Source organism: Treponema berlinense (assembly GCF_900167025.1).
In the GTDB taxonomy this organism is placed as follows: domain Bacteria; phylum Spirochaetota; class Spirochaetia; order Treponematales; family Treponemataceae; genus Treponema_D; species Treponema_D berlinense.
The window spans coordinates 139,564-162,714 of the sequence record NZ_FUXC01000003.1 but is presented as its reverse complement, the minus strand read 5'-3'; the positions used below and the strand labels follow the sequence as shown (position 1 = coordinate 162,714).

18 protein-coding genes are annotated in these 23,151 nt (G+C 38.6%); 5 read left to right on the top strand and 13 right to left on the bottom strand.

Annotation, left to right across the window (positions count from 1 at the left end; genetic code table 11):
* Window positions 1-11: 11 nt before the first annotated feature.
* From B5D47_RS04165 to B5D47_RS04155, 3 genes are read right to left on the bottom strand one after another with little or no spacing between them, the layout of a single operon-like run.
* The gene (locus tag B5D47_RS04165) at window positions 12-1,316 is read right to left on the bottom strand and encodes a TRAP transporter large permease (RefSeq protein WP_078930572.1); all 1,305 of its coding nucleotides are present in this window, start codon (window positions 1,314-1,316) and stop codon (window positions 12-14) included.
* Window positions 1,309-2,022: a TRAP transporter small permease gene (locus B5D47_RS04160; RefSeq protein WP_234969892.1), complete on the bottom strand. Its 714-nt coding sequence runs from the start codon at window positions 2,020-2,022 to the stop codon at window positions 1,309-1,311. Before B5D47_RS04160 ends, B5D47_RS04165 begins: the two co-directional genes overlap by 8 nt.
* A 60-nt stretch (window positions 2,023-2,082) precedes the next feature.
* Entirely contained in the window at window positions 2,083-3,072 is a 990-nt protein-coding gene (locus tag B5D47_RS04155; RefSeq protein WP_078930571.1) for a TRAP transporter substrate-binding protein, read from the bottom strand.
* A 187-nt stretch (window positions 3,073-3,259) separates the two neighbouring features.
* Between B5D47_RS04155 and B5D47_RS04150 the strand changes: the two genes are divergently transcribed.
* From B5D47_RS04150 to B5D47_RS04140, 3 genes are all read left to right on the top strand, one after another.
* Window positions 3,260-3,649 (top strand): desulfoferrodoxin family protein, encoded by a 390-nt coding sequence (locus tag B5D47_RS04150; protein ID WP_078930570.1) that lies wholly within the window; start codon window positions 3,260-3,262, stop codon window positions 3,647-3,649.
* 402 nt (window positions 3,650-4,051) lie between these two features.
* Complete coding sequence (locus B5D47_RS04145) at window positions 4,052-4,858, top strand: helix-turn-helix transcriptional regulator (protein ID WP_078930569.1); 807 nt, start codon at window positions 4,052-4,054, stop codon at window positions 4,856-4,858.
* Window positions 4,859-4,917: 59 nt separating this feature from the next.
* Complete coding sequence (locus B5D47_RS04140) at window positions 4,918-6,444, top strand: DUF5312 family protein (protein WP_078930568.1); 1,527 nt, start codon at window positions 4,918-4,920, stop codon at window positions 6,442-6,444.
* Between the two features lie 114 nt (window positions 6,445-6,558).
* Here the strand turns inward: B5D47_RS04140 and B5D47_RS04135 are convergent, their stop codons facing one another.
* Together B5D47_RS04135 and B5D47_RS04130 are read right to left on the bottom strand one after the other, a co-directional pair.
* Window positions 6,559-7,212: a methionine ABC transporter permease gene (locus B5D47_RS04135; RefSeq protein WP_078930567.1), complete on the bottom strand. Its 654-nt coding sequence runs from the start codon at window positions 7,210-7,212 to the stop codon at window positions 6,559-6,561.
* Window positions 7,196-8,224, bottom strand: a complete 1,029-nt coding sequence (locus B5D47_RS04130; RefSeq protein WP_078930566.1) for a methionine ABC transporter ATP-binding protein — start codon at window positions 8,222-8,224, stop codon at window positions 7,196-7,198. Before B5D47_RS04130 ends, B5D47_RS04135 begins: the two co-directional genes overlap by 17 nt.
* A gap of 169 nt (window positions 8,225-8,393) precedes the next feature.
* Between B5D47_RS04130 and B5D47_RS04125 the strand changes: the two genes are divergently transcribed.
* Both B5D47_RS04125 and ispF read left to right on the top strand, forming a co-directional pair.
* Window positions 8,394-9,056 carry a CarD family transcriptional regulator gene (locus B5D47_RS04125; RefSeq protein WP_078930565.1) on the top strand — a complete coding sequence of 221 codons (663 nt, stop codon included), beginning with the start codon at window positions 8,394-8,396 and terminating at the stop codon, window positions 9,054-9,056.
* The gene (gene ispF / locus B5D47_RS04120; protein ID WP_234969891.1) at window positions 8,983-10,305 is read left to right on the top strand and encodes a 2-C-methyl-D-erythritol 2,4-cyclodiphosphate synthase; all 1,323 of its coding nucleotides are present in this window, start codon (window positions 8,983-8,985) and stop codon (window positions 10,303-10,305) included. The genes B5D47_RS04125 and ispF overlap by 74 nt, the downstream gene beginning before the upstream one ends.
* A gap of 90 nt (window positions 10,306-10,395) precedes the next feature.
* Here ispF and B5D47_RS04115 read toward each other — a convergent pair whose 3' ends face one another.
* The 8 genes from B5D47_RS04115 to B5D47_RS04080 all read right to left on the bottom strand — a co-directional run bounded on the left by B5D47_RS04115 (window position 10,396) and on the right by B5D47_RS04080 (window position 23,143).
* A complete protein-coding gene (locus tag B5D47_RS04115) occupies window positions 10,396-14,106 on the bottom strand; it encodes a SpiroCoCo family coiled-coil protein (protein ID WP_143592603.1) in 3,711 nt (1,236 codons plus the stop codon).
* 158 nt (window positions 14,107-14,264) lie between these two features.
* Window positions 14,265-14,936, bottom strand: coding sequence for an HAD family hydrolase (locus tag B5D47_RS04110; RefSeq protein ID WP_078930562.1), 672 nt, complete (start codon window positions 14,934-14,936; stop codon window positions 14,265-14,267).
* A 45-nt stretch (window positions 14,937-14,981) separates the two neighbouring features.
* Window positions 14,982-15,992 carry a hypothetical protein gene (locus B5D47_RS04105; RefSeq protein WP_078930561.1) on the bottom strand — a complete coding sequence of 337 codons (1,011 nt, stop codon included), beginning with the start codon at window positions 15,990-15,992 and terminating at the stop codon, window positions 14,982-14,984.
* Complete coding sequence (locus B5D47_RS04100; RefSeq protein WP_078930560.1) at window positions 15,993-16,397, bottom strand: ExbD/TolR family protein; 405 nt, start codon at window positions 16,395-16,397, stop codon at window positions 15,993-15,995.
* Window positions 16,397-17,008, bottom strand: a complete 612-nt coding sequence (locus tag B5D47_RS04095) for a MotA/TolQ/ExbB proton channel family protein (RefSeq protein ID WP_078930559.1) — start codon at window positions 17,006-17,008, stop codon at window positions 16,397-16,399. Before B5D47_RS04095 ends, B5D47_RS04100 begins: the two co-directional genes overlap by 1 nt.
* A gap of 25 nt (window positions 17,009-17,033) precedes the next feature.
* Window positions 17,034-18,710 (bottom strand): hypothetical protein, encoded by a 1,677-nt coding sequence (locus tag B5D47_RS04090; protein WP_078930558.1) that lies wholly within the window; start codon window positions 18,708-18,710, stop codon window positions 17,034-17,036.
* 67 nt (window positions 18,711-18,777) lie between these two features.
* Window positions 18,778-21,723: a tetratricopeptide repeat protein gene (locus B5D47_RS04085; protein WP_078930557.1), complete on the bottom strand. Its 2,946-nt coding sequence runs from the start codon at window positions 21,721-21,723 to the stop codon at window positions 18,778-18,780.
* A 28-nt stretch (window positions 21,724-21,751) separates the two neighbouring features.
* On the bottom strand, window positions 21,752-23,143 hold the full coding sequence (locus B5D47_RS04080) for a hypothetical protein (protein WP_078930556.1): 1,392 nt from the start codon (window positions 23,141-23,143) through the stop codon (window positions 21,752-21,754).
* Window positions 23,144-23,151 lie beyond the last annotated feature (8 nt).

The window sequence follows — 23,151 nt, the reverse complement described above, 5'->3', positions numbered from 1 at the left end:
ACCAGAAAAACTCACACCGCGTATCCTAAAAGCTTTGGCAGGAAGAGAGAAACATCAGGTACGAAAGTTACAAGCAAAAGACCTGCAATCATCGTCAAATAGAACGGAAGCATAGCCTTTGTTGTTTTTTCAATGCTGATTTTTCCAACACCGCAGCCGACAAACAGCGCAGAACCAACAGGAGGTGTACAAAGTCCGATTGCAAGGTTAAAGATAAGCATTACACCAAACTGAACAAGGCTCATTCCTGCAACGTTATGAACAACAGGCGCAATAATCGGAGTTACAATCAAAATAAGCGGAGCCATATCCATAATACAGCCAAGAAGAAGCAGCATTAAGTTAATCAAAAGCAGAAGAACAACCTTATTTTGGCTGATTGAAAGAAGAGCTGTAGTAATGATTGTCGGAACTTTAAGCAAAGCCAAAAGGTAACCGAATCCGCCGGCAGCCGCAATCAAAGAGAATACCATTGCCAAAGTTTTTACAGTGTTCATCAAAAGTTTCGGAATCATTGAAAGTTTCAATTCTTTATAAACAAAAACCGAAATTATGAATGAGTAAATACATGCAATCGCCGCAGATTCCGTCGCAGTAAACCAGCCTGCTGTTACACCAACCAAAATAATTACAGCGGTAAACAAAGCAAGAATTGCATCAAGACAAATTTTTACAGCCTGTTTAAAACCGATTGCCTCACCTTTTGGATAGTGGCGGACAATACTCATAACCGCACATACGACGAGGAAGATAATTCCGAGAGTAATTCCTGGCACAAGACCTGCCATAAAGAGCGCGCCTACAGAAACTCCGCCGGCAGCAACAGAATAAATAATCATATTATGGCTTGGAGGAATCAAAACGCCCTGACAAGAAGTTGCAACGGTAACCGCTACAGAAAAATCCCTGTCGTAGCCTCCTTTTACCATCATTGGAATCTCAATTGAGCCGAGAGAAGAAACATCTGCTACAGCCGAGCCTGAAAGATGTCCAAAGAACATTGATGCCAAAACGTTCACGTATGAGAGTCCGCCTCGGAAACGTCCTACAATCGCATTTGCAGCCTGCAAAAGACGGTCAGAAATTCCACCGGCACCCATAATTTCGCCTGAAAGAATAAAGAACGGAATCGCCATCAAACTGAACGAGTTAATACTTTTTCCCATCTGCTGAATAAATGCCATAAGAGGGATGTGAACGTAAACAAGCGTAATGCACGATGAAACGGCAAGAGCAAATGTTACAGGCATTTTTATCAAAATAAACAGAACAAAAGTTCCGAGCAAAAGCCAGATAGCTACTGTTGGATCATACATTTGTCTCACCTCCAATTGTGTTGCCGGCACGCATTTCTTCAATAATCTGCTGGTCGGTTTTTCCGCCAGAAGCTTCTTTGCCTTCAATAATCGAATGGCGATACTTTTTTAAACCGAATAAATCTGTAAGCGCAAAATAGATAATAAAGATTCCGGCAACAGGCATCATGCAGTAAGCAGTTCCAGCCGGCCATTGTGTTGCAGGCAAAGTACTTGCCCAGGTCATCTTTACAAGTTTTATTCCATAAAAAAGAAGAATATATCCAAAGAAAATTGTTGCCAAAGTGTTTACTTTAGAAATAACAAACTGAACTTTTTTTGGAAACATAGCAAAAAACAGCGTGATGGCAATATGAAGCTCTTTTTCAACACCAATTGCCATTGCAATAAATGCTGTCCAAACCATCAAAAGAAGAGCAACTTCTTCTGACCACATAATCGACTTATGGAGCACAAGTCGTCCAAAAACCTGGCAGCTTACAATGATTACAATTACGAGGATAACAAGTTTTGCAAATTCAAGCAGAACTCTGTAAATGCAATCAAAAACAAAAGTTATGCCCGAAACTATTTTTTCAAGAACGTTGTATCCAGGTTTGCAAATTTCAGCCGGAGCAGAAGCAAAAAAATTCTTTATTTTTTCAACAATTGAAACCATAATAAAACCTTTTTCAAAACCTGACTGATATTTTAGTATATCAGTCAAAAAAGTCCAAAAAAGGCAAGTCCGCCTTTCTGGCAAAACCTGCCGTTATTCAATTATAAATTACTGAGCCTGAATGTTTTTGATTACATCTTCGTAACCAGCGCCAAACTGTGCATACAACGGAGCCATTGCAGCCTGGAATTTTTCTTTTTCTCCAGGTTCAAGTTCTGTGATTGTACAGCCTGCTGCACGAACTTTTTCTTCAGAAACCTTTTCTTTAGCAGCCCAAAGCTCACGTTCAAGTTTTGCAGATTCTTTAGCACATTCCTTGATAATCGCCTTGTCAGAATCAGAGAATTTGTCCCATGTAAGCTTAGAAACAAGCTGCATTTCTGGAACGCGGGTATGTTCATCAAGAACGTAGTATTTTGCTACTTCGTAGTGAGAAACTGAGTCGTATGAAGGCCAGTTGTTTTCTGCACCGTCGATTACGCCAGTCTGAAGTCCAGAATAAACTTCGCCGTAAGCCATAGGAGTAGCGCTTGCACCAAGAGCGGCAACCATTCCCATCATAAGCTGAGATTCCTGAACACGAATCTTAAGACCTTTCATATCGCTGAGTTTTGTAATAGGGCGTTTTGAATCGTAGAAGTTACGGGCGCCGGCATCAAACCAAGAAAGACCGATCAAGTTGTTCTTGTCCATTGAGTTAAGGAATTTTTCTCCGATTGAGCCGTCAAGAACGCGCCACATCTGAGCAGCATCTTTATAAAGATATGGAAGCTGAAGAACATTGAGCGATTTTTCAAATTCACTCAACGGCGAAATAGAAACACGTGTAAAGTCAATAGCGCCAAACTGAAGCTGTTCAATTACAGCCTTTTCATCACCCAACTGTCCGCCATGATAAACATCAATGTGAATTCTTCCGTTTGTCTTCTGTTCTACAAGTTCAGCAAATTTGTACGCAGCCTTTGTTGTCGGATAATCCTGAGCCTGGTTTTCTGCATAACGGAGAACCATTTTTTCGGCTTTCTTTTCTTTACATCCTGTCAAAGCCAATCCAGCAGCAAGCAAAGCGCAAGTTGCAGCAACTAAAGTTTTTTTCATATCGAATTCCTCCAAAAATCTTATCACTAATATACTAAAATATTAGTTAATATCATTGTGTAGCCTTTATACCTTTTTGTCAAATTTTTTTTAACAAATTCTAAAAAAAAATTAAAAAAATTCTTTCACTATTTTTTTTTTTACGTGTTATTCTTGAATAAAGGATACTTTTATCAGGAGGTAAAAAATGCAGTTGAAATTCTTTTATTGTCCGCATTGCGGCAAAATCATCTCAATCGTAAAAGATTCTGGGGTCGAAACAATATGTTGTGGACAACCTATGAAACCGCTTATCCCAGGAACAACAGACGGTGCAAAAGAAAAACACCTTCCGGTTATAACCGCCGACAAACAGAAAATCACAGTAACAGTCGGAGAAACTCTCCATCCTTCGCTTCCAGAACACTACATCGAATGGATTCTTCTTCAGACAGACAAGGGAATTCAGCAGAAAATGCTAAATCCGGGAGACAAGCCTGAAGCCGAATTTGTAATTCTTCCAGACGAAAAAATCATAGCAGCTTACGAATATTGCAACCTGCACAAGCTATGGAAAACCGAATATACAGTTCTGTAATTTTGATTTTTGTTTCAAACAAACTGTCCGGAAACAAAGCGTTAATTGCTTTTCCGGGCAGTTTTTTTTTATGTAAAAAAAGGTGCCTATAAAAAAATAAGGTTTCCGCATACACAGAAACCTTACACGACTTAAGATTGAAAAAACTCCACACACAAAAGCCAATCTGTTGTCAATTACGAAAAAAACTTCTCCTCCGAAACTTTTTTACATCTCTTCTCCGAACTTTGCTTGCTGTAAAACAAATCAAGTAACCTTACACTAAGAAGTATAACAAACCGTTACAAAAAAATGAACTTTTAGGACCCGTGTTTTGTGCGATTTATCCAAAGATACCCGAAAAATATCCAAAGATACCATTATATTGAATAAAAAGCCGAAATATTTGAGTTTTTTTTCCGTATGCTTTATAATAAAAATGTGCGGACTTATACAAAAAAAGAATTAAAACCTTATAAAATTCTCGATATTCTCGGCATGATTTTTGCAGCCATTGGAACATTCAACAATTTTTATCAGGGAGTAGACCATCCTCCATTTACCGAGTCTTTTTTTTATCCTTACACAAACATATTAGTTCCTGCAGTCAATATTTTTACTCTTGTAGCTACAATCGTTTATCTTTTTATACCTAATCAAGTTTGGTTTTTGTTCTTCCTGTATTTGCTCGAAACAGTAAACCTTATTTTTACAGGTTTTCCAGTTGTAGGAATTACACTTTACATCAACTTTTTTGCATTTTTTTGTGCCGGCGGATATGCAAAATCGCACTTTAAGATAAAATTCGCAGTCGCGGCGCTAATTCTTATAAGCATGATTTCTTTAGAATACAGACATTCCCTTACAGACATAATTTATTACGTTGCCTTTTCTTCTTTTGAAATGGGATGCTACTTTCTTTTGTATTTTATGCTGCAAGAACGGCTCAGTTTTCTTTTTAAGGATGTTGATGTTCCGGGGCTTGCTCCAGAAATCACATTGCCGCCAAAAGGTTCTGTGCTCAATTTAAAAGAAATGGGACTTTCAGAAAGACAGATTTCGTGCATCCATTACACGCTAAGTACTAACTTCAATTTTAAGAAAATCGCAGAAGAACTTATTACAAGCGAATCAACAATAAAAAAAGAAATGCAGTACCTTTATAAACTTTTTGGCGTAAAAAACCGTGAGCTTCTGCGCCTTCTGCTCATCCAATACACGATTGGCTAGACAAGTTTATTTTATTGAAGCAACTTGACATATAACCTTGATTTATTCATATTTAAAGTATGACAAAGAATTCAGGACTGTCTTTTTTCCAAAAACTCATTTCTTCGATTTTTGGTGGCAACGATCCGGAAGCCGAAAAAAACAGACAATTAAAAATTATTGCAAAAAACCTTTCGCGTTCAGGTTATAAATTTTACAAGGCTGGTTCCGACCAGGTTCTTCCTCAGTTCGGAAAATTTTTCTACGATATTTACAAGATAATTTCTCCAGCCCAGTTATTTTTTCAAAATCAGCCGAATCCTAACTTTTACAAAAATATTGTAATTGATTTTTCTCTGACAGAATCCCAAAAAAAACTATCGGAAAATTTTTCGGAAGAATCGATCTTGGCTTTTTCAAAAAATGTGCCGTTTGAAAAGTTAAAGGTAAAATTAAAACAGGATCTTGAAAATTTTCTGGGAGAATTTGACTCTGACAAAATAAATTCGATTGATTCTCTTTACACAAAACTCGTCGGATTTAAATCCTTTTGTCTTTACGACTTTTATTTTCTGTTAAAAAAATTCGATTCAACGTTGAGAGAAGGTGAATTTAACCGTGCTCCAAAACTTGAATCAATCGAAGGCGCTTACATTGCCGAAGACCTTAAAAACTTTGCAGAAATTTTAAATTCGTTGCCGTTGAACGAAGAATGGGACGATTTAATGGCAATGTTTAAAACCACGCGTGGAGTTGAACTTGTCAAGCCAAATCAATGGAACAAAATCGTACAAAAGTTAAGGCAACTGCGGGATACACGCGTTTTTAACATGATGATTGAACTTACGACAAAAAACCCGGCGTATGTGACAGACTCTGCCGTAAAACAGGAGCACATAGTTGAATCCTTTATCGAATCAACAAAAAATCAGACCGCAAACACTATAAAAAAACTTGAAAACGAGCAGAAAAATTCAAAAATTGACAGTCTTTTGGTGCAAATTTTCAACACAGATTCGATTGTTATTTTAAAAAATTATACAGAAGCTGGAAGCGCTCCGCTTGAACGAAAAAATCTTGGAAGCTTTGAATATGCAAAGCCTTTGAATTATTTAAAAGCCTTTCTTGTTGAATTTGTAAAGCGCGATGTGCGGGAATATGCGGACCTTGTTTTAATCCGCGGAAAATGGACTTTGCCGGAACTTTCCACAGAAATGAGCAATAATTACCACCAGATGTTTGAAGCAAGCGATGAAATTACGCAGTTTGACGGAAAATTAAACGAAGAAGCCGAAATCGGAATAAAAATAAAGACACTTTTGCCACGGGCAGACCGCGACAGAGAGGCAAATAACATTATCAAAACAACTTTGCGAGACATAAACTCTTTGGCAAGAGAGTATCTTGTAAACACGACAAAATCCATGATCAATTTTGCGAAGATTTTAAAGTCTGTAATCGAAGACCATCAGAAGCCGAAAGGCGAAATCGTTATGAACTGGAAAGAACTGGATCGTTTTGCAGAGCATCCGATTAACCAGCTTGGTGTAGAAGTTTACAAAAAAATATATCTTTTTGTTCAGTTGATGCAAAATGAACTGCAATAAACTGCAATGCGCCAGGAACACGGAAGGCGGCAAAGCCGGTGCAAGGCACCGAGGGTTACCGAGCCTGTAGTACTCCGACCCGCGAAAGCGGGTGGCGCCCTTTTTTCTATTTTTTTATCTTTTTTTAAGAATTCTTTCTGAAAGTTTTGTTCCTGCAAACTGAATCAAAGCAACCAGCAAAATTATTACAACTACGGAAGCGAGCATTATGTCTGTCCTAAAGCGCTGATACCCGTAACGAATTGCAAGGTCGCCAAGACCACCGCCGCCCAAGGTTCCAGCCATTGCTGAATATGAAATCAAATTGATGATTGTAAGTGTAATTCCGCTGACTACCGACGGCAAAACTTCCGGCACTAAAACTTTTCGGATAATCTGCCAGTTTGTTGAGCCCATTGCCCGTGCCGCGGTAATTACGCCAGGATCAATTTCGATAAGCGCGGTTTCGATTACACGGGCAACAAAAGGTGCGGCAGCAAGACTTAGAGGCATAATCGTTGCAGAAGTTCCAATTGCGGTTCCTAGAACAAAACGCGTAAACGGAAGAAGGACAATCATTAAAATTACAAAAGGGAAAGAGCGCAAAACATCGATTATGCGGCTTAAAACCATATTAAAGAGAGGTTTTGGCATAATTCCTGTCGAACTTGTTATAAAAAGCAGAATTCCGAGCGGAAAACCAATTATAACGGCAAAAAGTGTCGAAAAAAACACCATTTGCAGGGTCTGGAGAGTTGAAATTCCAACTAATTCAAATATTTGAGCCATTTTTTTCTACCTCGATTCCGTTTTTATTAAGATATTCTATTGCACGGCTGATTTCTGATTCTTCGCCAATAAAATCGACCAGCATTTTTCCGACTTTTTTGCCCTGAACCGACTGGATTCCTCCAGCACGCACGTTAAAATCAATGTTGAAATTTTTTGCCAGCTGAGAAAGTGTTGTGGAATCGGTTTTGTCGCCGATAAAATGAAGCTCGTACTGACCGCCGTCTAGGCTCCAGCGGACAAATTCTTTTTTGTTTTCTTCCTGTTGAGCAGAAATTCTTGAAAGGAAGTCCTTTGTAACATCCGTTTTTGGTCTTATAAAAATTTCTTCCACGCTGCCCTGCTCAACAACCTGTCCTTCGTGCACAACTGCAACTTGTGAACAGGCGTCCCGCACAACTTCCATTTGATGAGTAATCATAACAACCGTGAGATTCATTTTTTTCTGAATTTCGCGGATTAAGTTTAATATTTGATGAGTGGTCTGCGGATCGAGGGCGGAAGTTGCCTCGTCGCAAAAAAGAATGCTTGGATTATTCGCAAGCGCGCGTGCAATCGCAATTCTCTGTTTTTGTCCGCCAGAAAGCTTGCTTACAGGCGATTTTGCACGGTCTGAAAGCCCAACCAGCTCCAAAAGTTCTGCGGTCCGTTTTTTTATTTCTGATTTTGGTGTTCCACAGATTTCCAAAGGATAAGCGATATTTTGTTCGGCTGTGCGGCTCGAAAACAGATTGAAATTCTGAAAAATCATTCCAATTCTTCGGCGGCGGGCAATCAGTTCTTTTGGCGAAAGATTATCCACTCTTTCGTTGTCGTACCAGACTTCTCCAGAATCAGGCTTTTCCAAAAGACTTATTAAACGAACCAATGTTGATTTTCCGGCGCCTGATTTTCCTATAATTCCAAATATCTGATTTGAAGGAATGAGAAGATTCACCTTGTTTACGGCATGAACCGCAGGCGAATTCTCTCCACTGTAAACCTTATCAAGATTTTTTAATTCAATAACCATAACTGTTCCTGAATAAAATAACAAAACTGATTTTTTTTAGAGATATTCAAGTATTTTACAAGTTTTGAAAAAAAATCACAATCACGAAGGAGTTTTGAGTTGAGTTTTGCCAAAAACTGATTTTTTTTGATGTTCCATTTTATAAAATTTTGTGATATAATAGTTTACTATGAGTACACAATTTTCTCTTAATGAAAAAATAGTTTACCCTTCACAGGGTGTTGGTGAAATCAAAGAAATTTTTGAAAGAAAAAACGGCGACTCGACCGTTCAGTATTACAGAATTTATCTTGAAGTTTCGGATATGATTGTAATGGTTCCGGTTGCAAATTCTGAAAAACTTGGACTTAGAAAAATTGTTTCTGCTGACGATGCTCAAAAATCACTTGAACTTTTAGGTCAGCCGGTAGAATCTGTCACTTCTGACTGGAAACAGCGCTATCAGGACAACTTGAACCTCCTCAAAAAAGGAAGCATTGAAGATATTACAAATATTGTCCGCACTCTTTATCACCGCTCAAAGGTAAAAGAATTGCCGATTCAGGAACGCAAACTTTACGATACCGCACGCAAGCTTTTGGCAGACGAAATTGCAATTGCGCTTGGAATTTCATCAAAAGAAGTTGAATCTATGCTCCATGCAAAACTCGAACCGCTAAATGCTCTTCACGAAAAGAAAGCGATTCAGATTGACGACGACGATGACGACGACGAATTTGGCGATGAACTCGGAGGCTCTTCAAGTTCTATGAACGACGATGATGACTCTGACGATTCCGACGAATCTGACAATTCTGATTCAGACGACAACGGAGATGATGACGAAGACTAACCGCTCAAACGAAGAACTGGCACTGATTGTTGTTGCTGCCGGTTCTTCAAGCCGAATGGGCGGCATAAAAAAAGAATATCTTCCTCTTGAATCTGGAACCGTACTTTCTACCGCTGTAAAGGCTTTTTTAAGAACTTTGCCATTTTCTGTTGTGGCTGTAACTTTTCCAAATCAAGAAAATCCGGAACTTTTAAAATCCGCAGAAGAAAAATGCAAAAACGCTCTTTTTGAAGATAAAGAGTTTAATAAAATTGCAAACAATACGGAATTTATTTTTGTTCCAGGAGGAGCAAGCAGACAGTCCAGCGTTTTTAACGCCCTGCTGAAAATAAAAGCGAATTTTCCAAATTCAAACCCAGTTGTATTTATACACGACGGCGCACGGCCTTTTGTTTCAGAAAAAATAATCAATTCAACTTTTGCCGCAGTTCAAAAATACAGCGCCTCTGCTCCAGGAATTCAACCTACAGACACTCAGAACGAAATCGATAAAAATGGCTTTATAAAAAGGCATTTGGTACGAAGTCAATTAACGGCTGTTCAAACTCCGCAGGTTTTTATGCTGAATGAACTTGTCGAAGCGCACAAAAAAGCCCAAAAAACAAAAAAAGAATACACAGACGACACTGAGATTTGGGATTTATTTGTTCCTGAAGGAAAGGTAAAAATCATAGACGGTGACATTAAAAATAAAAAAATTACATATAGAGAAGATTTTTTTACAGAGCCGGAAATAAATGCAAAAAAATCAAACGAAACAAACAAAGGAAACAAAATGATTCGGACAGGTCTTGGCTACGACAAACATGCGCTTGTTGCCGGGCGCGCTCTTATGCTTGGCGGCATAAAATTTGACAGCGAACTTGGCGAAGACGGACATTCTGACGGCGACGTTCTTTTGCACGCAATTACAGACGCTCTCCTTGGAGCCTGCGGAATGGGCGACATTGGTTCTTTTTTTCCTCCGAGCGATCCAAAATGGAAAGACGCGGATTCAAGAATGCTTTTAGGAACTGTTTGGAATAAAATTACGCAGGAAGGATGGAAACTCGAAAATCTTGACTGTGTAATTGCCCTCGAAAAACCAAAATTTCTCCCACGCAGACAGGAAGTTATCGATTCGATTGCAAAAATTCTCCAGGTTAAAAAAAATCAAGTTTTTGTAAAAGCAAAAACAGGAGAAAAACTGGGAGATGTAGGACAAAGCCGAGCCGTAGAAGTCTGGGCTACCTGCCTTCTTTCTAAATAATCTGGATTCTGCACCGCTCTTACGGGCTGTAATAAAAAAAGCGGGCACTTTTTTGTGTCCGCTATAAATTCACCTTTTAAGTAATATTTTTTAATTCAAAAAACCGTTGCCTTCGACAAGAAGGTCGATTTCGCCTACACTGCGCTTAAGCCGTTTGGCAATCTCTTCGTTTGACCAGCCCTTTCTGTGCAAAGAAATTACCGATTCTCTCAACGCCAGCGAAATTCCCTCTTCTTTTTCCATTGGATTCTCTTTTAAATCCTGTTTTGTAATTTCAAGAAGGAGGTTCATTTTTTGGTCAATTTCAGTTTCGAGTGTGTGAAGCCTTGTTTCTGTACGGGCAATTCCTTCACGTCCTGTCTGAACCTGTTTTACACGTTCTTCGGTTTCGGTCAAGATATTCTGTAAAGATGACAATTGCTCAACTGCATCGCTGATTTTTGAACGGTTGCTGACAAGACTGTCAATATTTTTCTGAACATCTTCAATCTGTCGAGGGAAACTGTCTACGTGCCTATTTGCATCGTTAAGACGAAGTTCCAGCGATTTGAGCTGGTCAAAAGTCTTATCAACTTCTCCGGCAATTGCTTCGATTTGGCTGCCCTTTGTTTCCAGACGGTCGTAACGGTTGGAAATATCTCCGAGGGTTTCCTGAAATTTTCTGACGTCAAGTTGAATCGAAGTGAGCTGGTCGCTCGTCGAATTTAGTTCTTCGATTTTTTGATCCATTGTCGAACTCAATTCGACAAGTTTTGCAAAATTCTTTTCAATTCCATCAATTCTAACTTTTTCGCTATTAAATTTCTGAAGTTTTGAATTGACGTCATCATTCATATTTTGAATTGAATTAAAACTTGCAGACAGTTCATTTACGGTCGTCTGAAAATTTTCTACACGGGTAATTTCGTTTTTGAGTTCGTCAAGTTCCGATTCAAGCTGAGCTTTTAATTGATCCGCTTTTTGATAAACCTGCATCTGTGTCGAGAAGGCTTTTACTTCGCGGTCGATTTCGCTCATTCGGGTTTGCAAATCAGCGGCATCGTTCTGCATTCTCATTACGAGCTCCGCCTGATGAGTGTCGTTGGCCTCGTTTGCTTCCTGAATTTTAGTACGAAGTTCCCTCAGAACCTTTTCAGAATCTGCGCTCTGCTCTTTTACACGGCGCTGAGTTTCGTTGAGCATATCCTCGTAAGATTTATTCATCTGCGCGACAATAGATTCGGAACGCTCTTTATATGAAGAAATTGAATCTTCGACATCTTTTTTCAGATTCTCAATCGTCTGGCTAAGTTCAAGCTGTTCGTTTTTTGTTTCCGTCCTGAAACTTTCAATATTTTGATTCAAATCATCTTTAAAAGCAGAAATTTTTTGTTCGGAACTTTCCTTTACGCCGTTCAGCTGGTCACTGAACATAGTTTTTGCCTGATCAAACTGATTTTTTAACTGGCCTCGCCAAACATTGAATTCACCAAGCATAGCATCAATTCCATTTTGGTTTGTGTCTGCATGGGCTTTTACAGTTTCTGCAAGTTCCATAAGTCTTGATTGAATATCTTTTTCGGCTTTTTCAAGCTGACCGTCCATTCGCTGAGCATATGCGTCGAGCGAAGTTTTTACAAAATTGCCCTGGCCTTCTGTCGCTTCGTGCAGTTTTGTCCGGCTTTCTTCCGTGTAATTTTTTACAGACTGGTCGATCTCGTCAATTCTGGCACGCAAAGACTGAACAGAATTTTCAATTCCTATCTGCACATTCTGCAACTGGCTCTGATTTTTTGCAGAAATTTCGGAAAGCTGATTTTTTAATTCTTCGTTGTGCTGATTTTCAATTTCGCGTCTTGAACTTTCATATTCGGAGCTGAGGACGGCAAGTTTTGAGTCCATGCTGTTTTTCCATGAATTCAAATCTTCTGTAATCGAATCTCCGCGTTTTTTTAAGTCGTCGCCAAATTTTACCTCAAAATCGGCAAGTGTCGCACTTACGTTGTCGCTTGCAGTCGCTTTTATTGAATCGAGATTTTTTTCAAGATTTTCAATTTGAGAGGTAATTTCTTCATTATTTCGTTTGATTGCTGATTCAAATTGAGACTGCTGGTCTTTCTGAGCTTTTGAGAACTGGTTAAAGTCGGAAACAACTGAATTTTGAGTACGTTCAAGCGCTGTTCTGAGATTGTTTTCCAAAGTATCAATGTCGCTTGCCGTCGTTTGCAGTTTGTTAAAGCGGTATTCCATGTTGTTGCGGTATTCTTCAAGCTGCTTGTCAACATTTGCCAGAAGTTCCGTTTGCTTTACGTCGTATGCCGAAGAAATGCGCGTCATAGTGTCGCTGAGCATTTTGTTAATACTGGCAATTTTTTCGTCTGCCTGAGACTGGAAACCTTTGAGTTTTTCATTTGCCTCTTCAGCCGCATTTTTAATCGTCTGAGCAGTTGCGGCCGCTCCCGTCTGACTGTCAGACATTGATTTTTGAATCTGTTCAACCGCAGCATTCAATTCCTGATTCAAGGCAGAAACGCGAGAATTTACATTTTTTTCGATTGCATTGATTTTTTCTTCGACGGTCGCTTTGTAAGTATTAAGGTGCTTTTCTGCAATTTCCTGAAAACGGACAAAAGCCGCCTGTTCTTTTTCGTCCGCATCGGTAACCGATTTTTCGTACAAATTTCCATATCGTGAACGAATTTCTGAAGTCTGTTTTTCAAAAATTTCACGGAGATTTTTAAGATTTTTTTCGTTGCTTTCTGATTCGGACTTGATTTCTTCAACCGTCTGGCTTGTGTTTTGAGCAAAAGTCTTTATCTGTTCGTCAAAAGAAGCAACCTGCTGCTGGAACAAATTTTCGAGGGCCGCAACTTTTGACTCAAGCGATTTTGAAAGATTTTCGGTTTTTACGCTCAAACTTGAAGAAAATTCTCCTGTTTTTTTTCTAAACTCGCCTTCAAGAATTTCAGTTTTTTCGTTTATTGAAGCTACAAACGCAGAATTTCTCTGCTCGAGGGATTTTTGAATTTCTGAAATCTTTAAAGTCTGCTGTTTTGAAAGTTCTTCTGTGCGTTCATTTACGCTTTTTATAAATGAATCCGCTCTAACCTTTGCCTGCTCTGCAAGTTTTTTGAATGCCGCATCCTCGAGATTTTGCGCTTTTTGAGCCGCATTGTCGTAAGCAGATTTTATTCCTTTTTCAATTTTATCAAGAATCTGCTCTGAGTGAGCCGACGCAGCCTGAACATTTTTTTCAATTTGAGAAGCCTTGTCGTTGAATTTTGTAAGCATGTCAGCGCCAAGGACTTTAAGGCTGTCATTATTCTTTGTCCTGAACTCTGTAATAATCTGCGGAATTTTTTTCTCTAAATCCTCAACGGATTTTTTTCCAGACTCGATTTTTGCATTGAGTTTTTCAACAATCACGCTTTCTTTTTTTACCGCCTGAAGATTTTCTTCAACACGGTCAGTCATTTCCATAAGTTCGTGAATGGCTTTTCCGTAGGCATCGACTTTTTTTGCAATGTTCGTAACCGCATCAAACTGGCCGTCAAAATTCTGGCTTATATTTTGAAAATCCGCAATCTGTTTTTCAATTCGTTTTACAGCAGCAGCCGCAGAAGTATGATGTGCGTCCCATTCAGCGGAAAGTCCGTTCAACTTTGAAGTTTGTTCCTTAAAATATTCATCAAGCTGGTTGATACGGGAATCCGCATAATGTTTTACTTTGTTCATTGAATTGTTTTCTCTGTCCAACGAATGTAAAACAAAGACAACAGCAACAGCGACAGCCGTAGAAATAAGAATTGCAAGAAGAGTCATTTTTACCCACCCAAAAACAGACTTTTTTTTAATCTTAAAAGTTTTAATGCTCAAAACCGCACAAAATTGCGGTCAAAGCTGAATAATTTATTTTATGGAAAAGATTTTTGGGAATTTCTAAAAACCGCATCAGCAAATTTTTAGAGAATTCCATAGAATTATTTTATCACAATTTCTGTCAATTGACGATAGTTTGAAAAATTTATATCAGCAGATTTTAAAGGACAGTGAAAAATTTTCCGCCAAAACGGCATTATGTAAGCGCTCAACATTCCAGCGTTTTTTGAACCGCGGACATCATATTTTATGGAATTTCCAACGTAAAGAATCTGCTCCGGCTTTAAGCCAAGTTCATTTGCAAGAATTCCGAATGGAAAAATTGAAGGTTTTAAGGCTCCAAGACGTTCTGTTCCCAAAATTACGTCGCAGTAAGAAGAAAGACCCCACAAATCGCCCTTCTGCTCCGGAGGAAAATCCGACAAAATTGCAATTTTGTAACCGGCTTCTTTTATTTTTTTGAAAGATTCTTCAACATATTTAAAAGTTTTTATTTTCTTAAAATATGGAATAAGTCCGTCGTAGACAATTTCTTGAATTTTTTTCTTTGATTCGGGAACCGAAAGTCCGGTCAATTCCGAAAAAAGCCGTGCCTGATATTCATAAAAATCCGGCAATGGCGCAGTGTGATGCAAGATTTTCCGGACTTTATTGTATTTTAAGTAAAAAGCAAAATTTTTCAGAAAATATGGAATTATCCGCACGTAAAACTGAGGAGAAGAATAAAGAGTTCCGTCAATATCAAATGCTACAGCAGAGATTCCATCTAACATTCTTCGATTATAAACAAAAGCAAAATATTGAACAATCCGAAAAAATTATCTTTTTTCGATTTTATACGGAAAACTTGCAGTTGCCGAAGAAGTATCCTGATTAAAACGCCATGTAGAAATTTGTGTCGAAATTTCATTTTGAACGAGAGATGTTATAATCGCTCCTGGAGTGATTTTTATGCTGTTTAAATCGACATGTCCGTTTGCAAGAACAGTAAATCTTACCGTAAGATTTTTTGTCGTATCAATTGTCGCCGATGCGGCTTCCGAAAGCGCAATTACCGGCTTTGCAGGCTCCAGCAAAGTTCTAGAACTTCCATCGTTCATAAGAAGGGCGATTTTTCCGTTTGGAGCGCTTGCACTTTTTACGGTAGAACTTGCAGTAACGCCGTTACCGAAATTTGCGCTGTAAACCGCAGAAGAAATTTTTTTAAGCGCAGCAGAAGTTGAATCTGAGGCAGAACCAGCGGTTTCGGTCTTGCTTCCGGCAAAAACGGCAGAATCCTTGTCGACAGCTTTTCCGGCAGTTCCTTCAAAAACATCAGCCTTTGAGCTGTTTGCTGTAACTGGCACGCTGGAATTTTCAGAAACATTTTCCACCGCCTCATCATCAAACTGGCTCCAGTCAAATTCTTTTTTTGCCGGCGTTTTTTTTGTCCGCTGCTCCGCCATAAGTTCGTCTACGCTTTTTTGCAAGGTTTGAACGGCAGGTTTTTCGGAAACAGAGGATTTTTTTGATGCGATATTTTGTTTTGTCTCAGTTTTTTTTTCAGAAACAGGTTTTGACGGTTTTTGAGCAGATGCTTTTTGTTCGGGCTGAGGTTTTGACTGCGATTGTTTTTTTATTTCCTGATTTTGAGGTTTTGGAGGGGCTGCTTCCTGTTTTTTTTCTGTAATTTTTGGAGTTGAAGTTTCGGAAAGTGTAATTTTTACAGTTTTATAAACCTGCTTTTGAGGCAACAGCGCAAAAAGAGAAAATAAAATGCAAATAAAAATCCAAATGCCGGCAGTTCCTGTCAAAGCATACAAATTTCTTTTTTTTTGCAGTCTTGTCATTTAGTCAGTCGTCCTTAAATTCACCGAAACAAATCCATTTTTCCGTAAAACATCAAAAATTTTTACAATTGTTCCATTCGTCACTTTTTCGTCGGCTTCAAGCGTTACAGGATATTCTTCACGCTTTTTTCCTTCGGTGTCAAAATTTTTAAGTTTTTTGTCCATGGATTGAATTGTAATTTTTTCGTCATTAAAAAACAGTTTTCCTGTGGCAGTGGCTGTAATTGTAATTCCAGCAATTGACTGAGCTTGAGAAGTTTCGCTTTCAGGAAGATTTACATTGATTGCAGGCAAAACGGCAAATGTCGTAGAAACAAGGAAAAACAGAATTAACTGAAAAACAACATCAATCATCGGTGTTAAATCCGCGCCAGCAGAAACACCTCTTCTTCTTCGTATTTTCATTAAAGCAAATGTCCTGTCAATTTTAAGACTACTTCCGTTACAGAAGATTCAAGAATCACGATCTCTTTGTTTACAAGACGCGTAAAATAATTTGAAAAAATCATTGAAGGAATTGCAACAAAAAGACCGGCTGCCGTCGTCACAAGAGCTTCGGCGATTGCTCCTGCCAAAACAGCAGGATTTCCCATGCTCGCTCCAGCGCCAAGAACGCCAAAAGCCTTGATGTTTCCGGTTACAGTTCCAAAAAGACCGAGCAAGGTGGAAATATTTGCAATTGTTCCAAGAAGTGTAAGACAATGTTCGTACTGCGGAATTACAGCCTCCATTTCGGTTTCAACAATTTCTTTTAAATACTTGTCTTCAAGGTTCCGGACAGAAATCGCCTTTTGAACAACCTGGGAAAATGGAGTTTCGCAGGCAACGCATAGCGCCGTAGCAGCTTCGTAATCTTTTTTGAGCAAAACCGCAATCAACTGAAGTTTTAAAAGTGAATCGTTTTTGCGTAAATTCTTAAAGTAAAGAAGGCGTTCGATAATAATGTAAGTTGCGGCAATTCCACAGAGAATAATCGGAATCATCAAAATTCCGCCGGATTTTATTAAACTAAACATTTTTTATTTTCCCCCATTTTATTTTCTAAAATTGAAATTTTACAAGTGCAGTTATATGTCCGCAATTCTGTTTGTATTGACTGTGGGCAAAAGCCCTCGTCTTTACGGTAACCAATTTTATAATATCTGTTGCTTCGAGAGCAAGGCGAATTGAATTTGAGGCTCTGACAGAACCAGAAAAATCAAGAACCGGCACTTTTTCAGCATCGTCTCCGAGATTTTTGGTAATGGAAGCCTTTAAATTCCACAAATTGTCCGGCTCAAAAATAACAGAAGCCGTCAAACTCTGTTCATCTTCGTAAGACGGAACATCGAGCCAGTAAGACTTCCATGAGCCTGAAAACTTTAATTTTTCAAAATCCGCTGAAAGTTCGGCAACCGATTTTAATTCAGTCCGATTTTCCTGCTTTATAACGTAAAAACCTGCTGACGACGGAGAAGTCTTGTAATCTGGAGTCCAAACTCCGTTATCAAAAACAGTTTTTCTGAATTCTCCGCTCAAATTTACGCTGAAAAAATCCTGAACAGGAACCGAAGCCGAAATTTGTCCATACCAGTCGCTCTGCTCGGAAGAAAGACAGTAAAGCGCTGCAAATAGATACTTTTGCTCAAGATTTCCGGCAAATTCCAAAACAGAATCAAGTCCGCCTTCAATTTTCAGACAAAGCGGTCTAAAAGAAAGTCCGTATGGAATTTCAGCTTTTCCACCGAGCAAAAACGGAAACAGGACATTTTGCTTTCCAATGGAATTTCCCGCAATCACACCGGCAGAAGCATAAACTTTTACATTTTCGTCCGTCCAGTCAAAATTCAGTCTGAATTCGCCCTTGTGAACAGCTTCCGCGCTCGAAGCCTCAGGCGCTTTTTCGAGAGAGTCTGTTTCTTTTACGTTGAGCTGGGTTTCGTATTTTGCGAGGAAATTTACATCAAACATTGAATTTTTCCAGCCTGCCGAAAATTGAGGAACAAACGAAAAATATTTTGAACTTTTTTCCCATTCGCTTTCAAAAACTGAATCAGAGGCTGATTTTGTTCCATAACGATTAAAATAAGAGCCGTTTCCTCCAAGCTGAATGTACCAGCCATTTTTTAAAGACCATTTTGCCGACATTTTTCCGCCAATGTCGTTCCAAAGATAATCCGTAAAAACTGGAGATTTTGACTGCAAACCTTCATTTTGATTTTTGTACCAGCCAGAAAAAATGAATTCCGACTTTTCGTTCAAGAATTTTTTTTCCGCTTCAATTCCAGTTTTTCTAAAAAAATAACCGTCGGCAGCTTTTTTATCCGCAAAATCTTCTGCATTTTTGTGAAAAAACGAAACCTTAAAAGGTGAATTTCCGCTCATTCGGTAAATATCAAAATCGCCGGCAAAACTGAACGGAAAACCGCCGCCAATGCTGCCTTGGGCATAGACATTTTTTTCGTCAGAAGAATTTTGAACGTACTGCTGCGAAACCTGCTCTTTTTTCTGGACACTTTCCATTTCCGGCAATTCAAGGCTGCCGGTATTTTTATCTGGAAGAATTTTTTTATAATCTGGAACACTGTCTTTTCCAGCCGTCAACGCTCCTCCGGAAATTACAGTTGTCACGTCTGGAAGTTCGATTTCGTTTTCTGAAGACTGAACTTCTCCTTCTGTCTGCGCAAAAACAAACGTTCCGCAAAAACATGCTGCCAAAATTAAAAATATCTTTTTCATTTTTTTTCAAAAAACCTCTCATCAGTTAAATTCGGTTATTTTTTTAGCAAGAATTTAGCTTGCTAAATCAGTTTTCATTAAGATTTACAATTCTCTGAACATCGGCAGCGTACTGACTTTTTGGGTACAGATTTATAAGGGTTCTTGCCGTAGAAAGGGCATCTGCCTTTTTGCCAGCCGCATCAAACGCTTCTGCCGCACCGTAAAGTGAACGTTCGGCAATTTCGCTGTTTCCGCATTTCCGTCCAAATTCCGCCGCAGCCAAAAACATATTTGCCGATTCGGCATTTTTATTCTGCGACCTCAAAATATCTGCCAGCAAGACAGCGTTTTTTCCGGCAAGCTCAATTTCATCACCGTTATTCTTTTGAATTTCAAAAAGTTCCCATGCAAGATTTTCCGCCTTTTTCTGCTGTGGCTTTTCAAAATAAATTTTTGCAAGCTCAGTGCCGATTTTTCGCCCATTTTTTGTTTTGCTTCCGCCGGCACTTTCATATTCCTGCTCTTTTTCAAAAATTTCCTTGTCCGCTCCAGAATTCAAAGCCTGCAATTCCCGTTTTAAGCTGGAAACTCCGTCTTTTTCCGCCTGATTTCCGTATTCAAGGAGCATTTTATCTGCAATTTTTAAGGCTTGTGAATATTTTTTCTGCGAACGATAAATCTCAATCAGTTTTTTTTCAGAATCATATTTATAGGAAGAATTTTCCGACTTTTCGACAATTTCCATAAAATAAAGCGATGCTTTTTCTGTTCTGCCAATTTTTAAAAGGCTGTCCGCTTCAAAGTAAAGCGCCGCAGGATAAAATTTTCCAGACTGATATTTTTTAAGGTAAGATTCAAAAAGCTGGGCTGATTTTTCATAATTTTCGTTTACATAAAAAAGTTCTCCGCGACGGAAAGCAGACTCTTCTGCAAGTAAACCGGCATTTTTTTCTTCTGAAAGCTCGGAATAAGTTCTATCTGCCTGAGCAAAATTTTTGTTTTGAACAAAAAACTGCGCCATCAAGTAGCGGCATTCAAAGCCAAAACTGTTTTTTTCGGAAGAATAAGATTTTAAAAGTTTTATAGCCTCGTCGTATTTTTTTGAATCTGAATAAATTCCTGCAAGCAAGAGCACGGATTCATTTTTTTGCTCCTGATTTTTAGAAGAAGCAAGCGCGTTTCTGGCATTTTTTTCCGCTTCCGGATAATTTTGAATTTGAGCGGCACATTTTGCCGCTGTTGCCAAAGCCTGGAAATTCAGGGCATTTTCCCCGCTGTTTTTTACAAAACTTTCCAAATTTTCAAGGGCGTTTTTGTATTTTCCGAGCTGGTACTGACTGTATCCGAGATAAAATTTCGCCAGATTTGAATATTTTGAATCAAATTTTTTATCAGAAATCGATTTTTCAAAGTATTTTTCCGCTTCCGGCCAGTTTTTCTGGTTAAAAAGCGCAAGAGCCTTCATGTAATCTGACTCGCTTCCGTGCGCATTTTCTGCCTGCTCAACCGTAGAAACCAATTGTCCGGCATTTAAAAGCGTGCGGATATAATCAAGTCTTCCGTCGTTATCAAGAAAACCTTTTTTTGCAAGCGCATAAAAAATTGAATCTGCGTCAGACGATTTTCCCATTTTTGCAAAAATTCTGGCTTTTAAAAACAAAAATTCATCATCAGAATAGTTTTCGGAATTTAAAAAATTCAAGGCCCCCTCATAATTTTTGAGGGAATATTCAGAAAGAGCCACCCAATAAACCAGAGTTTTTTTTGCCGCGGAAGAATTTTCTTTCAAAATCTGGGATTGAGCGGTTTTTAAGGAGTTTTCCCAATCTTCAGAAAGCCCGAAATACCTGGTTTTTGCCGCAATCGCATCCGAATAATAAAACTTTTCTTTTTCAAAACCACATTCATTCCAGCCGGAATTTATTATTTCCAAAGAATTTTTTGCAGCCGTTTTTAGATCTTCTTTTGAAGTCAAAAGATTTATTTCGGCAGAATAAAGCAAGGCAAGCTGTTTTAGCTGAACTGAATTATTTTTTTCGGCATTTTTAAAATAAGAAAGCGATTTTTCATATTTTTTTGAATTGAATGCATCGATTGCAAGCCTAGTCCAAAATTCGCTGACAAGTTCCGGTTTTTCTTTTTTTAATAGTTCCGCCTTTTCGATAACTTCGGCAGGATCTTTTTTGATTTGATTTTGATGGGCACTAGAAACAAGGTACGCTTTTTGCATTGCGAGGGCGGCAAGGCTTGAAGGCCCTTCTGTCAAAACTTTCACATAACAGTCATAGCAGTCAGAAAATTTTCCAAGATTTTCAAGAGCCTGGCCATAAGCAAGAAGAATTCTGTATTTTGCTTCCTGCGAAAAATCAATTTTCTCAATTTGTCCAAGTTTTTCAAGCTGAATAAAATATTCTTCGCATTTTTTAGGATTTCCGGCGCGAACACAGTTTTCAAAAAAATTTACGCACGTTTCTTCATATTCTCCAGACGAAAAATTTTTCCCGTTTTGAACAACATATTCAAAACACTCTGTTGCTGTCTCAAACTTTTTTAAGCGCACAAGAGTTTTTCCAGAATACAAGATTGCCTGAGAATAAACCGATTTTTTTTCCAGTCCTGCATTTTTTAAGATTTCCGCGCTTTTATAAAAATACGGCAAAGCGGCATCGTTTTTATTCAATTCAAAAAGACCGCGGCCAGTCCAAAAACAGCGGGCCGAATTAAGCTCAGGACTATTTTTTGCAGATTTTTCGGCGGCAGAAAGAATTTCAAGAGAATCTTTTATTCTTCCCATTTTAAAAAGACTTTCGCCCTTAAAAACCATCGCTTTTGCTTCGTAAACAGATTTGGACTCTGAACTCAAAATCTGGTCTGCATAAAGCACAACTCCCGGATAAAATCCGCTGTCATAAGCATTTTGCATTTGAAAAGCCAGAGAAGATTCGCTTTGAGCAAAAGAAACTGCTCCTGTAAAAACGCAAAACAACGCTCCAAAAATTATTTTTTTTTCAATTTTTTTCAATTTTTTCATAAAGTCACTTATTTCAAGAAAATATTTTCTACTGCAAATAAAAATTATTTTCAGTCAAAACCCTGGAAAGATGAATAAAGCTTCCCTTATATTTTTCAGCGAACTGTTTAAAAGTAAGTTCCCTTCCATTTTCAAAAATCACACAGTTAAACCGTCCGTTTTTGTCATAAAACGGAAAAATAACTGCGCAACGGTCGAACGCGAAAATTTCAGAATCAGACAGTTTTTTGTCCTGCAAAGGACGTTTTATTGCCGCAAGATAGCAGTAAGTCGGTTCAGTCGAAGCGAGCACAAAAAGAAGAGGCTTTAGCTTTTCAATCTGATACCCCGAATTTTTAAGATAGCCGGCAGTCTGGGTAATTCCGCGGTCTGTAACTTCGGATGCAAAAGGTTCAAGAGTCACGTCAACACCAGAATCTTTCCACAAATAATTTCTATGAGATTTTACCGAAAGAGCCGCAGCTGCAAGGTTTCTGCACCAATCAAGCGAAAAAGAAAGATAGTAATTTTGAGAAATTATGCTTTTTTTGCCAGTTTTATTTTCTTCGGAAGTCGGCATAACAAGAGGATTTCGATAAAGAAAACTTCCGGTTACAGGTTCAACAAGACCGTCGCAAATCCATTTTAAAAATCCAGCATCGTCCACAACAACAGGATTTTCGATTTTTCCAGAAATTTTTTCGATTTCTTCAAAATCAATTTTCCGCTCTTTGCCAGACGAAATAAAAATCGGTTTTCCATTTTCGTCGTAACAACTGTCCGGACAATAAACAACTCTTTCAAGATTTTTGCGAATTGCCGCGATCATCTGCAATTTTGATTCAAACTGTCCCTGCTGACGGTCAGCATATTTCCATGGAAGAAGATTTTCGGTCAAAGAAAAAATCTGCTCAAAAGAGAGCGTATAAAGTTTTTCAAACGGAATTCCTAAAGGAACATAGTGGGCAGCGTAAAGTCCGGAAATTACAAAATCTGACAGAGTTTTTGCTCCAGACGGCGCAAACTGCACAAATTCATCGCTGTCTTGCGAAAAATAAATTCTCAAAAAAAGAGGTTTTGAGGTTTTTGAATCCTTTACAAGAACCCAGCCTCCGCACGAATCCCCGGCAAAATTGTCAACAGTCCGTTTTTCTACACCTTTTTCCGTAAAAATTTCAGTTTCGAGCAAAGTTTTTGGAGCAACAACAACTGCAAAAGTCGAATCAGTTTCTTCCATTCTAATCTGGAATTCCTGACCAACAGCGTTTTTTTCAATTTCTGATTTTTTCTCACGAAGCTGGCCCAACTCGCCAAAAAACCAGGACTCGGCCTTGGTGCGCCGAATTTCAGCGGAATCGGGAATATTGAACCTGTTAAAATCTGCAAAAGCACAAAGCCCCGCAAAAAAAACAAATATGCAACCAAAAATTTTTTTATTCATTATAAAAA

Coding starts and splice junctions, on each gene's coding strand:
- ispF (WP_234969891.1), top strand. CDS start 8,983: ATGATGACTCTGACGATTCCGACGAATCTGACAATTCTGATTCAGACG.
- B5D47_RS04165 (WP_078930572.1), bottom strand. CDS start 1,316: ATGTATGATCCAACAGTAGCTATCTGGCTTTTGCTCGGAACTTTTGTT.
- B5D47_RS04155 (WP_078930571.1), bottom strand. CDS start 3,072: ATGAAAAAAACTTTAGTTGCTGCAACTTGCGCTTTGCTTGCTGCTGGA.
- B5D47_RS04130 (WP_078930566.1), bottom strand. CDS start 8,224: ATGGTTATTGAATTAAAAAATCTTGATAAGGTTTACAGTGGAGAGAAT.
- B5D47_RS04105 (WP_078930561.1), bottom strand. CDS start 15,992: ATGACAAGACTGCAAAAAAAAAGAAATTTGTATGCTTTGACAGGAACT.
- B5D47_RS04150 (WP_078930570.1), top strand. CDS start 3,260: ATGCAGTTGAAATTCTTTTATTGTCCGCATTGCGGCAAAATCATCTCA.
- B5D47_RS04095 (WP_078930559.1), bottom strand. CDS start 17,008: ATGTTTAGTTTAATAAAATCCGGCGGAATTTTGATGATTCCGATTATT.
- B5D47_RS04135 (WP_078930567.1), bottom strand. CDS start 7,212: ATGGCTCAAATATTTGAATTAGTTGGAATTTCAACTCTCCAGACCCTG.
- B5D47_RS04085 (WP_078930557.1), bottom strand. CDS start 21,723: ATGAAAAAATTGAAAAAAATTGAAAAAAAAATAATTTTTGGAGCGTTG.
- B5D47_RS04125 (WP_078930565.1), top strand. CDS start 8,394: ATGAGTACACAATTTTCTCTTAATGAAAAAATAGTTTACCCTTCACAG.
- B5D47_RS04080 (WP_078930556.1), bottom strand. CDS start 23,143: ATGAATAAAAAAATTTTTGGTTGCATATTTGTTTTTTTTGCGGGGCTT.
- B5D47_RS04140 (WP_078930568.1), top strand. CDS start 4,918: ATGACAAAGAATTCAGGACTGTCTTTTTTCCAAAAACTCATTTCTTCG.
- B5D47_RS04115 (WP_143592603.1), bottom strand. CDS start 14,106: ATGACTCTTCTTGCAATTCTTATTTCTACGGCTGTCGCTGTTGCTGTT.
- B5D47_RS04110 (WP_078930562.1), bottom strand. CDS start 14,936: ATGTTAGATGGAATCTCTGCTGTAGCATTTGATATTGACGGAACTCTT.
- B5D47_RS04100 (WP_078930560.1), bottom strand. CDS start 16,397: ATGAAAATACGAAGAAGAAGAGGTGTTTCTGCTGGCGCGGATTTAACA.
- B5D47_RS04145 (WP_078930569.1), top strand. CDS start 4,052: ATGCTTTATAATAAAAATGTGCGGACTTATACAAAAAAAGAATTAAAA.
- B5D47_RS04090 (WP_078930558.1), bottom strand. CDS start 18,710: ATGAAAAAGATATTTTTAATTTTGGCAGCATGTTTTTGCGGAACGTTT.